The sequence below is a fragment of the Pseudomonas sp. CK-NBRI-02 genome (assembly GCF_008124495.1).
Taxonomy (GTDB): domain Bacteria; phylum Pseudomonadota; class Gammaproteobacteria; order Pseudomonadales; family Pseudomonadaceae; genus Aquipseudomonas; species Aquipseudomonas guariconensis.
This window is the reverse complement of sequence record NZ_VSJH01000039.1, coordinates 376,765-390,115: the sequence shown is the minus strand read 5'-3', so window position 1 is coordinate 390,115 and position 13,351 is coordinate 376,765. Positions and strand designations below refer to the sequence as shown.

The 13,351-nt window shown below is 63.6% G+C and carries 13 protein-coding genes and 2 pseudogenes; 9 read left to right on the top strand and 6 right to left on the bottom strand.

Features of this window, described 5'->3' with window-relative positions:
• Nucleotides 1-95 (top strand): annotated as a pseudogene (locus tag DQ397_RS23025) (phosphate-starvation-inducible protein PsiE); the annotation flags it as partial.
• A 572-nt stretch (nt 96-667) separates the two neighbouring features.
• On the opposite strand, the gene DQ397_RS23020 reads toward DQ397_RS23025, so the two are convergent.
• The gene (locus tag DQ397_RS23020) at nt 668-940 is read right to left on the bottom strand and encodes a DUF4225 domain-containing protein (protein ID WP_080642054.1); all 273 of its coding nucleotides are present in this window, start codon (nt 938-940) and stop codon (nt 668-670) included.
• 210 nt (nt 941-1,150) lie between these two features.
• Here DQ397_RS23020 and DQ397_RS23015 point away from each other — a divergent pair.
• Nucleotides 1,151-1,276 (top strand): annotated as a pseudogene (locus tag DQ397_RS23015) (phosphate-starvation-inducible protein PsiE); the annotation flags it as partial.
• Between the two features lie 3 nt (nt 1,277-1,279).
• Here DQ397_RS23015 and DQ397_RS23010 read toward each other — a convergent pair.
• From DQ397_RS23010 to DQ397_RS23000, 3 genes are all read right to left on the bottom strand, one after another.
• The gene (locus DQ397_RS23010) at nt 1,280-1,582 is read right to left on the bottom strand and encodes a DUF3509 domain-containing protein (RefSeq protein ID WP_043207369.1); all 303 of its coding nucleotides are present in this window, start codon (nt 1,580-1,582) and stop codon (nt 1,280-1,282) included.
• 126 nt (nt 1,583-1,708) lie between these two features.
• A complete protein-coding gene (locus tag DQ397_RS23005) occupies nt 1,709-2,056 on the bottom strand; it encodes an HPF/RaiA family ribosome-associated protein (protein ID WP_043207371.1) in 348 nt (115 codons plus the stop codon).
• A 209-nt stretch (nt 2,057-2,265) separates the two neighbouring features.
• Complete coding sequence (locus DQ397_RS23000) at nt 2,266-3,141, bottom strand: helix-turn-helix domain-containing protein (protein ID WP_043207374.1); 876 nt, start codon at nt 3,139-3,141, stop codon at nt 2,266-2,268.
• 245 nt (nt 3,142-3,386) lie between these two features.
• Between DQ397_RS23000 and DQ397_RS22995 the strand changes: the two genes are divergently transcribed.
• The 4 genes from DQ397_RS22995 (at nt 3,387) to DQ397_RS22980 (ending at nt 7,198) form a co-directional block, all read left to right on the top strand.
• Nucleotides 3,387-4,289 carry a DMT family transporter gene (locus tag DQ397_RS22995; protein ID WP_043207378.1) on the top strand — a complete coding sequence of 301 codons (903 nt, stop codon included), beginning with the start codon at nt 3,387-3,389 and terminating at the stop codon, nt 4,287-4,289.
• 106 nt (nt 4,290-4,395) lie between these two features.
• Entirely contained in the window at nt 4,396-5,898 is a 1,503-nt protein-coding gene (locus tag DQ397_RS22990) for a glucosyltransferase domain-containing protein (protein ID WP_043207379.1), read from the top strand.
• Nucleotides 5,895-6,263 (top strand): GtrA family protein, encoded by a 369-nt coding sequence (locus tag DQ397_RS22985; RefSeq protein WP_306106463.1) that lies wholly within the window; start codon nt 5,895-5,897, stop codon nt 6,261-6,263. Before DQ397_RS22990 ends, DQ397_RS22985 begins: the two co-directional genes overlap by 4 nt.
• On the top strand, nt 6,260-7,198 hold the full coding sequence (locus tag DQ397_RS22980) for a glycosyltransferase family 2 protein (RefSeq protein WP_043207384.1): 939 nt from the start codon (nt 6,260-6,262) through the stop codon (nt 7,196-7,198). Before DQ397_RS22985 ends, DQ397_RS22980 begins: the two co-directional genes overlap by 4 nt.
• A gap of 53 nt (nt 7,199-7,251) precedes the next feature.
• Here DQ397_RS22980 and DQ397_RS22975 read toward each other — a convergent pair whose 3' ends face one another.
• Together DQ397_RS22975 and DQ397_RS22970 are read right to left on the bottom strand one after the other, a co-directional pair.
• Nucleotides 7,252-8,226, bottom strand: a complete 975-nt coding sequence (locus DQ397_RS22975) for a D-glycerate dehydrogenase (protein WP_043207386.1) — start codon at nt 8,224-8,226, stop codon at nt 7,252-7,254.
• A gap of 109 nt (nt 8,227-8,335) precedes the next feature.
• Nucleotides 8,336-9,277, bottom strand: a complete 942-nt coding sequence (locus DQ397_RS22970) for a LysR family transcriptional regulator (protein WP_043207389.1) — start codon at nt 9,275-9,277, stop codon at nt 8,336-8,338.
• A gap of 180 nt (nt 9,278-9,457) precedes the next feature.
• Between DQ397_RS22970 and DQ397_RS22965 the strand changes: the two genes are divergently transcribed.
• Genes DQ397_RS22965 through DQ397_RS22955 form a run of 3 tightly spaced genes read left to right on the top strand, consistent with a single transcriptional unit; the run spans nt 9,458 to nt 13,348 of the window.
• Nucleotides 9,458-10,984, top strand: a complete 1,527-nt coding sequence (locus tag DQ397_RS22965; RefSeq protein WP_043207391.1) for an efflux transporter outer membrane subunit — start codon at nt 9,458-9,460, stop codon at nt 10,982-10,984.
• Nucleotides 10,981-13,158 carry an FUSC family protein gene (locus tag DQ397_RS22960; RefSeq protein WP_043207393.1) on the top strand — a complete coding sequence of 726 codons (2,178 nt, stop codon included), beginning with the start codon at nt 10,981-10,983 and terminating at the stop codon, nt 13,156-13,158. Before DQ397_RS22965 ends, DQ397_RS22960 begins: the two co-directional genes overlap by 4 nt.
• A complete protein-coding gene (locus DQ397_RS22955) occupies nt 13,148-13,348 on the top strand; it encodes a DUF1656 domain-containing protein (RefSeq protein WP_043207396.1) in 201 nt (66 codons plus the stop codon). Before DQ397_RS22960 ends, DQ397_RS22955 begins: the two co-directional genes overlap by 11 nt.
• Nucleotides 13,349-13,351 lie beyond the last annotated feature (3 nt).

Genomic DNA, 13,351 nt, shown 5'->3' with positions numbered 1-13,351 from the left:
CGTTTTCGATTCTTGTGGTGCGCTACGCCTCGTACCGCTATCCGTCCACCAAGGTGCTCGATGCCAATGGCAAAGAGGTCGAGGACGGCAAGTAGGGGTCAGTTGGCCAGGCCTGGGCCATGCTGTTGTTGCTCGGTTGCGAACCCGGCGCTGAACGGGTTGAAGGGTAGCCGTGTCCCCAGGGATATGAAGTGTGTTCGCGCAAAGGCCAGACTAGGCGAAACGGGGTCAGAAAGCGAAGTGCGCTGGAGTGCATGAGCATTCCGAGCCCCGTTTAAACGTAGTATGGGCGAGTGCGGATACATTCCGTACAGAGTGTAGGTGTTCAAGATGTGCAGCTGGAGAACATTGAGTTCACTGTCGTGACAAGTATCGTCTTGGACTGTCCTTGCTCGGCAGACAAAATATTTGAAGCAGGGCGCTTATGAACGCGACCCAGCGGATTATATAGTCACCTCCCAAAAAATCTCGGGAGGGTAGATAGAATAAAACATAGCCATAACGGGCTACGCTGAGTTGGGTCGCTCCCCAGAGTATAAGTGGTGCAAGAAAAATTAAAAATACTCCAGGGGTAAGACGTGCTCCGGAAATTATTTTTGATGTCGAGTGGAAGGCCAAGAAGGCTATCAGGGAGATCAGTAGGTATAAGGCCTCCATCAGTAACGGGTTACTGGTCACCGCTTTGACTCTCCATATATAAGGCGTTGAGGGTGGCGGTGTCGGAGATGGCTTCAAATGCTAATGCCGCTTTGCTTGATTTCTCATATCCTCGAACATAATCGCTGCGTACATACCTAAATAAACGCCATGCATCTGGTTTCAATATCAGCTTACTAAGGCTGCAGGCCGAAAGAGCCAAGTCGACCGAACCATAAGCCATATTTCCTTCCAAGGCGCCTGCTCCCACCCTTTTTGCAGCCTGTTGGTAAGCCTTCCTCACTGAGCACAATCTGAGCGACCGGCCGATAAATTGCCTCTATTTCATACATATTATTGGACATTCTGCCGTGCCCCAGCGATACGAAACTTCTGGCATAGACTGAGAAATAGTCATCGATTTTTTATTGCACGCAGGCGTACCGGCTCTCCGGGATCTAGTAATCGCCTGATGCTAGATAGCGTATTGGGGTGCGTTGCGCGGAAGCCGCATCTGTACCTGTGCGGCGGCATCCTGCTGCTGACGTTTTCGATTCTTGTGGTGCGCTACGCCTCGTACCGCTATCCGTCCACCAAGGTGCTCGATGCCAATGGCAAAGAGGTCGAGGACGGCAAGTAGGGGTCAGTTGGCCAGGCCGGCGGCGGGGAAGCGGCGTGGTGTCTGGTGGGGGGCTTGGGTGAGGGCGGCCAGGACCTCCAGCGGGTTCTGGCCCAGTTCGATGGCCAGCCCCAGGCGGATGCTGTCGATCACCCGCTGCAGACGCTGCGGGTCATTGCGCTGGGCGGCGGTGATCAGGCGTTTGGCGACTACACCGCTGTCGTCGGAGAGGGTGAGCATGATGCTGCCGTCCAGGCGTTCGATGCTCAGGTTGACCCGGTACTCGGGGGCGAAGGCGTCGCTGATCTGGTCGAATGGATTGTGCATGGTCGGGCTGTCTGTAATGAATGACTGCAGAGGTTGACCGACTGAGCGCGCGGTTGGTTCAGGGCCATTGATCGGTGGACATGAAAACGCCCGGCAATGCCGGGCGTTCTTTGTCGATCGCGGGGTTCAGGCTTCAGGGTCGCTCATCTGAAGTACCCCACGTTTGCTGCGCAACTTGCCGTAGAAGTGATCCAGCGCGTTGTTCAGCTTGCTGGCGGCGCCATCCACAGCCTGGTCCAGGGACGTGGCGGTGTGGGTCACGGAAATCGGTTGATGGCCTTTCGGGCGAGCCTCCATCTGGCAGCGTTTGTCATGTGGGCCGGGCTTGGCGCCGTTCTCGTCACGCAGGTGGACCTCGATGCGGGTGAGGTCGTCCTCGTAGCGTTCGAGCGTGCTTTCAAGCGTGCTGCGAACCCACTCGTTGAGCCGGATGTTGCCTTCGATGTGATTGCTGCTGTTGACCTGGATTTGCATGATTCAATCCTTATTCAGCTTGCTCGCAAGAGACGCGCCTAGGCCTTTGAGGCCCTTGGAATTTCTTCGCCTCTTGACCCTAAAGTCAGCCAACGGCGAAACGAAATCAAGCCCCTTTTGAAAATAAATTTTCTGTTGCAAATCGGCCTTGGCAAACCGCCGAAACATGCTTCTGGTGCTGATGCGCCCGGCGAACGTGCGCTCGTCGCTCAGCCGGAGAAGGCCGCCCGGTAGTCCCCGGGCGTCGCGCCCAGGGCCTGGCGGAAGCGGTTGCTGAAGTGGCTGGCGCTGGCGAATCCACATAGCAGGGCCACCTGGCCCAGCGGCAACTGGCCCAGGCGCAACAGCTGGCAGGCGCGGTTGAGGCGGCGGGCCAGCAGGTACTGGTGCGGCGGCAGGCCGAAGCTTGTACGGAACATGCGGGCGAAGTGGTATTCGGACAGGTTGCAGCGCACGGCCAGCTCGCCCAGGGTGATGGGTTGGTCCAGGTGCGCTTCGATGTACTCCACCAACTGCCGGCGCTGGTGCGGTGCCAGGCCGCCCTTCAGGCGCAGGCCCTGGCGCAGACCTGCCTGGCTGAGCACGGCGTGGTCGACGATTTCGTGGGCCAGGCTACTGGCCAAGAGACGCTCGCCGGGTTCGTCCCAGTCCAGGGTCACCAGTTGGCGGAAGCGTCGGGCCTGTTGCGGATCATCGAGGAAGGTCGCCTCTTGCAACTGCATTTCCCGCGGTTCGCGGTCGAGCAGGTGCAGGCAACCCAGGGCGAACTGGGCCTCGCTGATGTAGAGGTGGGCCAGGCGGATGTGCCCATTGACCACCCAGTTGGACTCGTGACCTGCGGGCATGATGCACAGTTTGTCCGGCGCGCCTTTGTCGGCCGGGCGCTGACGTCGGAAGGTGCCGGTGCCGTCGGCGATGTAGCACGACAGGGTATGGTGGCTCGGTGCCTGGTAGTCGCGGGCATCGTCGCGATTGCTCCACATTGCTGCAGCCAGGCCGTCGCCCAGGTGCGCGCTCAGCTCCAGGCGGGCATTGGGGGAGGCGTGCATGGCGTTGAAAACTTGCAATTGGGTCAGTGGGGTCATCGGCGATTCCTCGTGTTGCCATCCTACTGCGTGGCGTTCGGGCTGACAGCCCCGGGGATGGCAAATGCGCAAGTTTGTGCAAGCGCAGGCATCGGCGGCGGGTGGAGACTGGAGATCACGACGAGGGCTGGGCCCTCGATCACAGGCTTCGCCTGCAGGTGCCACTGAGCCTTGTGGGCGCTGGCGAAGCCTGCGATGGGCTGCAACGCAGCCCCAGCTCTTGTGACCGCCACGGAAGTCCTGCCATGAACCTCTCGCTCTATCTGCTCACTGTCCTGATCTGGGGCACCACCTGGATCGCCCTGAAACTGCAGCTGGGCGTGGTCGCCATCCCGGTGTCGATCGTCTATCGCTTCGCCCTGGCCGGGTTGATCCTGTTCGCCATCCTCTTGCTCACCCGGCGCCTGCAACCGATGAACCGCCGCGCCCACCTGGTGTGCCTGGCCCAGGGTTTTTGCCTGTTCTGCGTCAACTTCATGTGTTTTCTCACCGCCAGCCAGTGGATTGCCAGTGGGCTGATCGCCGTGGTGTTCTCTACCGCCACCCTATGGAACGCACTCAACGCGCGGATCTTCTTTGGCCAGCGTATCGCCGCCAATGTGTTGGGTGGTGGTGCCTTGGGGCTGGTGGGCCTGGGCCTGCTGTTCTGGCCGGAGCTGTTCAGCCACACTGCCAGCCGCGAGACCTTGTACGGCCTGGGCCTGGCGTTGCTGGGCACATTGTGTTTCTCGGCGGGCAACATGCTTTCCAGCGTGCAGCAGAAGGCAGGGCTCAAGCCCATGACCACCAACGCCTGGGGCATGGTGTATGGGGCGATGATGCTGGCACTGTACTGCCTGCTCAGCGGCATTCCCTTCGACATGGAATGGAACACCCGCTACATCGGTTCGCTGCTGTACCTGGTGATCCCGGGGTCGGTCATAGGTTTCACCGCCTACCTGACCTTGGTCGGACGCATGGGGCCGGAGCGGGCGGCCTACTGCACGGTGCTGTTCCCGCTGGTGGCGTTGAATGTCTCGGCCGTCGCCGAGGGCTACCAGTGGACGGCGCCAGCGCTGCTGGGGCTGGTGGCGGTGATGGCGGGCAACGTGCTGGTGTTTCGCAAGCCAAAGGCCAAGGTGATGGGGCGTGCGGTCGGCGTGAGGTAGGCGACGGCCCTCTGGTGCGGTTCTTTCATGGGGAAGCCCGCGAATACCGCGCGTCAGATTCGCCGGTGTCTACACTAGGCCAGACCTTTTATCGTTGGATCCGGCCATGTCGACACTGTCAGCCTGGGACCGACACCTGTCGTACCGCCAGGTACAGTTGCTGTGCCTGCTCGCCCTCGGCCTGCACGTGATCCCGCTGTTGCTGGCTGACTACCCGTACATGGACGACAGCTGGCGCGGGCATCTGGCCGGCAATGCCTGGGCAGTCGAGGGGCGGGTGATGAACGACCTGTTCTACGGCGCGCTTGGCTTCGGCCATGGGGCGCCGAACCTGTTCCCCTTGCCGCTGTTGCTGGCAGGCACGGCGGCCGCCCTGGCCCTGGCCCGCCTTGTGCGTCACTATTTCGTCGCTCCCACCGCCAGCGCGGTACTGGTGGTGCTGCCGCTGTGGTATCAACCGTTCTTCCTGCAAAACCTCTCTTACCAGTACGACGGACCGACCATGGCACTGGCGCTGGCCGCCTGTGTGCTGGCCATCACCCTGGAGCCTGGCAGCTGGCGACAGATACTCTGCGGCGCACTGCTGGTGGCGGTGGCGCTGGCTTTCTACCAGATCAGCCTGAACGTGTTCGCCGGGCTGTGCGGTGTGGAGGTCATGCGCCAGGTAATGCTGGGCAAGCGGTGCGGCCAGGTCTGGCGCCATGCGCTAGGGCGCCTGGGCCAGGCGCTGGGCGGTTGTGCGCTGTATGGGCTGACGGCCTATCAACTGATGACGCCCTTGCGCCAGGGCTTGCTGCCTGTCGAGGGGCCTTGGCCGTTCATCACTGTGGCACGGCTGGAGGTGATCGGCGAGCGAGTGGGGTTGTTGTTCACGCCGGGCACCACGTGGTGCTGCCTGGTGTTGATCGCGCTCGCGATCGTCGCGCTGGCCCGGCACCTCTGGCGTGTGCTGGACGGGCAGGGTAGCGTCGGCGCCCGTGTCGGCTTATGCCTGGCGTTGCTGGTGCCGATACCGGTGATTCTGCTGCTAATCCCCGGCATCACGTTGGTGTTCGCCGATTTCAACGATGGCGCGCGCACCTTGATGGGCCTGGGCGTGCTCATGCTGCTGGTGCTGCTGCTCGCCCATGAGGCGCTCAGTGAAATCCACCCGCGCCTGGGCTGGCTGCTGGTGATACCGCTGTTGTGCATGCTGTCGTTCGCCTTCGCCTACGGCCGCGTGCTGATCGTGCAGAAGACGCTGCACCAGGCCGTCACCTTCGCCCTGGCCCACGACATCAGCGCCCAGCCCTCGCTGGCCAGCGCCCGACGCTACTACGTGCTGGGCATCGACTCTGGCGGCCAGTGGTTGCCGGCCGCCAGTGGCTCGTTCAAGGCCATGCCGGCGCTGCGTTATGTGCTCAACATCAACTACCTGCTGCTCCCGGAAATGATGCCGCGTGTAGGCCTGAGCAACTTCGGCTCGCATCCGCCGCTGGACCGTCGACAGGTGCTGGCGCGTAGCCCGCAACCTGTAGTGCGAGGCAAGTTCTATGACATCCATGGGTTGGGCGATACCGTCTACGTGCTGATGAAAAAGCCCCGCGACCCCGAGCGCTACCGTTGGTGAACCTTCGGCGCTTCGCCCGCTATGGCGTGGTCGGCCTGGTCAACACAGGCGTGCACTGGCTCGTGTTCTTCGTGCTGCACCTGGTCCTTGGGCGCAGCCAGGCGCTGAGCAATGTATTGGCCTTTGCCGGGGCGGCGAGCCTGTCCTACCAGCTCAACGCCCGCTACACCTTCTTCGCCCGGCCAGGCGGCAAGCGCTACCTGTTGTTCCTGGCGGGTATGGGAGGGCTGAGCCTGGCCATGGGGGCGGTGTCCGACTGGGCGCGCCTGTCGCCCTGGTTGACCCTCGTGGCGTTCTCCACGGTCAGCCTGGTGGTGGGCTATAGCTATTCGCGCACTGTAGTGTTCAGACGGAGGGCGCCATGAACATTTCCCTGATCGTGCCGGTGTACAACGAGCAGGACACCCTGGAGCGCTTCTACCGCGCCGTGCGGCGCGAGCCGTCGTTGCAGGGCATGACAGTGGAGATTCTGTTCATCAACGATGGCAGCACCGATGGCACCGAGGCCATCTGCGCAGACCTGGCTATGCGCGATGAATGGGTCACGGTGATCAATTTCTCGCGCAACTTCGGCAAGGAGTCGGCGCTGTTCGCCGGGCTGGAGTACGCCGAGGGCGATGCCATGGTGCCGATCGATGTCGATCTGCAGGACCCCATCGAGCTGGTCGCGCAGATGGTCGAACGCTGGCAGCAGGGCGCCGACGTGGTCCTGGCCAAGCGCCGCGACCGGGCTGCCGATACGCCGTTCAAGCGTTGGAGCGCGCGGCTCTATTACCGCCTGCACAACCGCATCGCCTCGACCCACATCGAGGAGAACGTCGGTGATTTTCGTCTGCTCGACCGCAAGGTGGTCGCCGCGATCCGCCAGTTGCCGGAGCAGCAGTTGTTCATGAAAGGGGTATTGTCGTGGGTGGGGTTTCGCACCGAAATCATCGAGTACGACCGGCCGCCGCGGGTCGCGGGCAACAGCAAGTTCAGCGTCTGGCGACTGTGGAACCTGGCGCTAGACGGCATCACCTCGTTCAGCACCGTGCCCTTGCGGCTATGGACTTACGTAGGCGGTGGGGTGTCGCTGTTCGCGTTTGCCTTTGCGGTGTACATGGTGGTCGACAAATTGCTGTGGGGGACCGATGTGCCGGGATATCCATCGTTGATGACGGCCATTTTGTTCCTGGGCGGGGTGCAGCTGATCGGCATCGGCATCCTGGGGGAGTACATCGGGCGGATCTACCAGGAAACCAAGCACCGGCCGCGCTATGTGGTGCGCAAGGTCGTCGGCAGGCGGCGCAAGATCAGGTAGTGCGGCGCTGAGGCCTTCGTGGGTTCACCCGCGAAGGCCTCCTGAAACACGACTCAGCCCTTCCAGACCTGCGGGTTGACCAGGTCCCGAGGTCGCTCGCCCAACAGCGCCGCGCGCAGGTTGTCGATCGCCCGATTGGCCATGGCTTCGCGGGTTTCAGCGGTGGCGGAACCCACGTGTGGCAGGGTCAGGGCGTTGGGCAGCGTGAACAGCGGCGAGTCGGCCAGCGGCTCTTTCTCGTACACGTCCAGCCCGGCACCGCGAATCGTGCCGCTCTGCAGCGCCTCGACCAGCGCCGCCTCGTCCACTACCGGCCCGCGGGAGACGTTGACCAAAAAGGCGCTGGGCTTCATCAGTTTGAGCTCGCGGGCACCGATCAACTTGCGCGTGGCCTCCGACAACGGCACCACCAGGCACACGAAGTCGGCTTCGGCCAGCAGTTGCTCCAGGCTGCGGTATTGGGCTCCAAGCTCCTGTTCCAGCGCGGGCTTGCGGTTGTTGCCGCTGTACAGCACCTGCATGTTGAAACCGAAGCGGCCGCGCCGGGCGATGGCGGCGCCGATGTTGCCCAGACCGACGATGCCAAGGGTCTTGCCATGCACGTCGCTGCCGAAATGGGCTGGGCCGACGGTGGCTTGCCAGTGGCCAGCCTTGGTCCAGGCGTCGAGCTCGGCGACCCGGCGCGCACAGCCCATGACCAGGGCGAAGGCCAGGTCGGCGGTGCTTTCGGTGAGCACGTCGGGGGTGTTGGTCAGGGCGATGCCGCGCTCGTTGAAATAGTCCAGGTCGTAGTTGTCGTAGCCGACCGAGACGCTGGACACCACCTCCAGCTTGCCTGCGCCCTCGAGCTGCGCCCGGCCGAGCTTGCGACCGACGCCGATCAGGCCATGGGCCTGGGGCAGGGCTTCGTTGAACTGGGCGGCGATGTCACCGTGCTTGGGGTTGGGCACGATCACGTTGAAGTCTTGCTGCAGGCGTTCGGCCATGGCCGGGGTGATGCGGCTGAAGGCCAGGACGGTCTTTTTCATCGGGCTACTTCTCATGGCAAAAAATTGAAAGCTACAAGCTTCACGCTTCGAGCGGCAAGAAAAGCCGGGCGGCGTGGGCCTGGTTTTTCTTGCGGCTTGAAACTTGCGGTTAGCGACCGCTCTCGTGGATCTTCAGGTCCGCCTCGTGGGCGGCGAGGATTTCCGGCAGCGAGTTGCGCAGGTATTCGACCCAGGTCTTGATCTTGGCATCCAGGTACTGGCGCGAGGGGTAGATTGCGTAGAGGTTCAGCTCCTGCAGACGGTAGTCGGGCATGATCCGCACGATGCTGCCGTCGCGCAGGCCGTCGATGGCCGAATAGATCGGCAGCACGCCCACGCCCATGCCGCTGCGGATCGCCGTCTTCATGGCGTCGGCCGAATTGACCTGGAACGGCGAGCTGGTGATGTTGACCACCTCCTGGCCTTCCGGACCGTCGAACAGCCACTTCTCCAGCGGGATCACCGGGCTGACCATGCGCAGGCACGAATGCTTGAGCAGGTCGGATGGTTTGTGCGCGGTGCCGTGCTTGGCCACGTACTCGGGCGAGGCGCAGACGATGCTGTAGGTGATGCCCAGACGCTGGGAGACGAAGCCGGAATCCGGCAGCTCGCTGGCCAGCACGATGGACACGTCATAGCCCTCGTCGAGCAGGTCCGGTACGCGGTTGGCCATGGTCAGGTCGAAGGTCACGTCCGGGTGCGACTCACGGTAGCGGGCGATGGCATCGACCACGAAGTGCTGGCCGACGCCGGTCATCGAATGCACCTTCAACTGCCCGGCCGGGCGGGCGTGGGCATCGCTGGCTTCGGCCTCGGCTTCTTCGACGAAGGTGAGAATCTGTTCGCAGCGCATCAGGTAACGCTTGCCCGCCTCGGTCAGAGCGATGCGTCGGGTGGTGCGGTTGAGCAGCCGAGTTTGCAGATGGGCTTCCAGGTTGGAGACCGCCCGCGAGACGTTCGCGGTGGTCGTATCCAGTTGCGCCGCGGCGGCAGTGAAGCTACCGAGTTGGGCTACGCAACTGAAAGCACGCATGTTTTGCAGGGTGTCCATGGGTCACTCTCAAGGTAGAGGACAAAATTGTGACATGAAGTAACCAAAACGGTCTTCAGACTAAAGCCGGATTATCACTGTTTTGGTAACAAAGATTCGCAGGAATATGCGCTTATCGCCAGTGCGACCGCCCCCTAGAATTGCCCGGCCTCTTCACCTCATCCTCGGGAAATCGCAGCTGTGCCGCGTCGCATCATCAGAGCGCTGAATGCGCTCAGTGCCTGTGCCCTTAGCCTCACCTTGAGCGGCTGTATCGGAACCTGGGGCATCGCCCCGCAAAGCAAGACGCTGCAAGCCAACACCCTGACCACCGACGACGCGATCCGCGAAGCTGCCACCGACGCCCATTGGCCGGCGCAACAGTGGTGGCGTGCCTATGGCGACCCGCAGTTGGACCGCTGGGTCGAGCTGGCCCAGAGCGGCAGCCCGACCCTGGCCATGGCTGCGGCGCGGGTGCGCCAAGCCAAGTCCATGGCCGGTGTGATCGAGTCGGCGGAAAAGCTCCAGGCCAACGGCCAGGCCACCCTCAAGCGCCACAACTGGCCGGAAGATCAGTTCTATGGCCCTGGCGCGCTGTCCGGGGCCAACACCTGGGACAACAACGCCGCCATCGGTTTGAGCTACGCCCTGGATCTCTGGGGCCGTGAGCGCAATGCCAGCGAGCAGGCCGTGGACCAGGCGCACATGAGCGTTGCCGAAGCCCGCCAGGCCCAACTGGAGCTACAGAACAACGTGGTGCGCGCCTACATCCAGCTGAGTCTGCACTTCGCCCTGCGCGATATCGTCCAGGCCGAGCTGGAGCAGCAGGAGCAGATCCTCGCCCTGGCCAAGCGGCGTCTGGACAGCGGCCTAGGCACGCACTTCGAGGTCAGCCAGGCCGAGGCCCCGTTGCCTGAAACCCATCGTCAGCTCGACAGCCTCAACGAAGAGATCGCCCTGACCCGCAACCAGTTGGCCGCCTTGGCTGGCAAGGGGCCGGGGGAGGGCGCGCAGATCCAACGCCCCACCCTGAGCCTTCGCGCACCGCTGAAGCTGCCGTCGAACCTGCCCGCCGAACTGGTCGGCCAGCGCCCCGATGTGGTCGCCAGCCGCTGGCAAGTGGCGGCCCAGGCTCGTGGCATCGATGTGGCTCACGCGGGCTTCTTCCCCAACGTCGACCTGGTCGGCAGCCTGGGCTTCATGGCCACCGGCGGTGGCCCGCTGGAGTTTCTCACCGGGCGCAAGTTCAACTACAACGTGGGCCCGGCCATCAGCCTGCCGATCTTCGATGGCGGTCGCCTGCGCTCGCAGCTGGGCGTGGCATCGGCGGGCTATGACATGGCGGTGGCGCGCTACAACGAAACCGTGGTCGGTGCGCTGAAGAACATCTCCGACCAGCTGATCCGCCGCGAGTCGATGAAAGAGCAGTCGCACTTCGCCGCACAGAGCGTGGCTGCCGCGCAGAAGACCTATGACATCGCCATGGTCGCCTTCCAGCGCGGGCTGACCGATTACCTGAATGTGCTCAACGCCCAGACCCTGCTGTTCCGTCAGCAGCAGATCCAACAGCAGGTCCAGGCCGCGCGCCTGAGCGCCCATGCCGAGCTGGTCACCGCCCTCGGTGGTGGGCTGCAGGCCGGCCAGGACGTACCGGACGAGCAACGCCAGTTGGCGCCGAAAACGCCTGCGACCCTGGCCATTTTCGACACGCCGAGCCACGCCGAATGAGCACATCGAGCCTGCCCCTGCGCTGGCTGCAGAGCCTGGAATGGCGCCGGGGCTTCTTTGCCTGGGCGCGCACCGACGGGGTGACCTGGGTCTACATCTTCAAGGTCCTGGCAGCCGCCTTCATCACCTTGTGGCTGGCCATGCGTCTGGAGCTGCCGCAACCGCGCACGGCGATGATCACCGTGTTCATCGTCATGCAGCCACAGAGCGGGCATGTGTTCGCCAAAAGCTTCTACCGGGTGCTCGGCACCCTGGCGGGCTCGGCGATGATGGTCGCGCTGGTCGCGCTCTTTCCGCAGAACACCGAGCTGTTCCTGCCCAGCCTTGCGTTGTGGGTCGGCCTGTGTTCGGCCGGCGCCATGCGCTACCGCACCTTCCAGGCCTATGGTTTCGTGCTGGCCGGGTATACCGCGGCGATGATCGGCCTGCCGGTGTTGCAGCACCCCGACCAAGCGTTCATGGCGGCGGTGTGGCGGGTGCTGGAAATCTCCCTGGGGATCCTGGTGTCGACCTTGGTCAGCGCGGCGATCCTGCCCCAGTCGGCCAGCGCCGCCATGCGCAACGCCCTGTACCAACGCTTTGGCGTGTTCGCCGGGGTGGTGGTCGAGGCCCTGCGTGGCGACAGCCAGCCGGACCGCTACGAAAGCAGCAACGTGCGTTTCATCGCCGAGGCCGTGGGCCTGGAGAGTCTGCGCAACGTCACCGCCTTCGAAGACCCGCACATGCGCAGGCGCTCGGGCCGGCTGGTGCGCATGAACAGCGAGTTCATGGCCATCACCACCCGCTTCAACGCCCTGCACAGTCTGCTGGAGCGCCTGCGCGCCCGTGGGCCGTTGCAGATCGTCGGGGCCATCGAGCCGGGCCTGGCGACCCTTGCCGAATTGCTCGACCCCTATGTGGGCCGCGCCCTGACCGACGCCGATGCGCTGCGCCTGACCCTGGAGCTGGCGGCCTACAAGGAAGGGCTGCAAGCCCAGGTGCGCGGCCTGCGCGCCGACTACCTCGAGACCGAGCCCAGCGAGTCGGACCTGCTCGACTTCCACACCGCCTTCGAGCTGCTTTACCGCTTCGTCGACGAGATGTACAGCTACGCCCAGACCCACGCCTCGCTCGCCGCCCACAGGCACGAGCGCGAACAGTGGGACGAGCCCTACGTGGCCCAGACCAACTGGCTGGTGTCGCTGGCTGCCGGCGTGCGTGCCTCGGCGGTGCTGTTGCTGCTGGGCAGCTACTGGCTGCTCAGCGACTGGCCAAGCGGCGCCATGATGACGCTGATCGCGACAGTCACCGTGGGGCTGTCGGCTGCCTCGCCGAACCCCAAACGCATGTCGTTCCAGATGGCGTGCGGCACGATGATCGGCGCCTTCGTCGGCTTCTTCGAGACCTTCTTCGTCTTCCCCTGGATCGATGGCTTCCCATTGCTGTGCATGGTGCTGGCGCCGGTGTTCGTGCTCGGGGCGTTTCTGTCCTCGCGCCCGGCCTATGCTGGCTACGGGATCGGCCTGCTGGTGTTCTTCGCCATCGGCTCGGTGCCGAACAACCTGACGGTGTACGACCCCTACGTGTTCATCAACGATTACATCGGCATGGTCATCGGGATGCTGGTCTGCGCCGCCGCCGGGGCGATCATCCTGCCGCCCAACAGCCGTTGGCTGTGGAGCCGCCTGGAGCAGGACCTGCGTGAGCAAGTGCTATTCGCCATCACCGGTCGCCTGCGCGGATTGGGCTCGGCGTTCGAGAGCCGTACCCGCGACCTGCTCCACCAGGCCTACGGTTTGGCTGCCGGCCGGCCGCAGGTGCAGAGCGAGCTGATGCGCTGGATGTTCACTGTCCTGGAAATCGGCCACGCGATCATCGAGCTGCGCAAGGAACAGGTGCGCGCCCCGATCCACCCGGCCTATGCCGAAAGCCAGCCCTGGCGCCAGGCCATCCGCGTGATGGGCCGGGCCTTGGCGCGGCTGTTCCTGCAGCCCAACGCCAGCAACCACGAACGCGCCCTGGTGGCGGTTGACCATGCCATCAGCCGCGTGCAGGCCACCGACGAACCCTTCGCCCGGCACTTCGACACCTCGGTGTTGCGTCGGGTGCAGAGCTACCTGCATTTCATTCGTACGTCCCTGCTCGACCCCAAGTCGCCCCTGGCTCCGGCCAAAGGATTGCACCATGCCTCGTGAAATCGCCTTCCATGGCGTGTACATGCCCACCATGACCTTGATGTTCCTGTTCGCCGCAGGCCTGGCCTGGGGCCTGGACCGCTTCATCGCAAGCCATGACGGTTACCGCTTCTTCTGGCACCCGGCGCTGCTGCGCCTGTGCCTGTTCATCTGCCTCTTCGGCGCCATGGCGCTGTCTGTCTACTGGTGAGAA

Coding starts and splice junctions, on each gene's coding strand:
- DQ397_RS23000 (WP_043207374.1), bottom strand. CDS start 3,141: ATGACCCCACTGACCCAATTGCAAGTTTTCAACGCCATGCACGCCTCC.
- DQ397_RS22995 (WP_043207378.1), top strand. CDS start 3,387: ATGAACCTCTCGCTCTATCTGCTCACTGTCCTGATCTGGGGCACCACC.
- DQ397_RS23010 (WP_043207369.1), bottom strand. CDS start 1,582: ATGCACAATCCATTCGACCAGATCAGCGACGCCTTCGCCCCCGAGTAC.
- DQ397_RS23005 (WP_043207371.1), bottom strand. CDS start 2,056: ATGCAAATCCAGGTCAACAGCAGCAATCACATCGAAGGCAACATCCGG.
- DQ397_RS22955 (WP_043207396.1), top strand. CDS start 13,148: ATGCCTCGTGAAATCGCCTTCCATGGCGTGTACATGCCCACCATGACC.
- DQ397_RS22970 (WP_043207389.1), bottom strand. CDS start 9,277: ATGGACACCCTGCAAAACATGCGTGCTTTCAGTTGCGTAGCCCAACTC.
- DQ397_RS22975 (WP_043207386.1), bottom strand. CDS start 8,226: ATGAAAAAGACCGTCCTGGCCTTCAGCCGCATCACCCCGGCCATGGCC.
- DQ397_RS22990 (WP_043207379.1), top strand. CDS start 4,396: ATGTCGACACTGTCAGCCTGGGACCGACACCTGTCGTACCGCCAGGTA.
- DQ397_RS22960 (WP_043207393.1), top strand. CDS start 10,981: ATGAGCACATCGAGCCTGCCCCTGCGCTGGCTGCAGAGCCTGGAATGG.
- DQ397_RS22980 (WP_043207384.1), top strand. CDS start 6,260: ATGAACATTTCCCTGATCGTGCCGGTGTACAACGAGCAGGACACCCTG.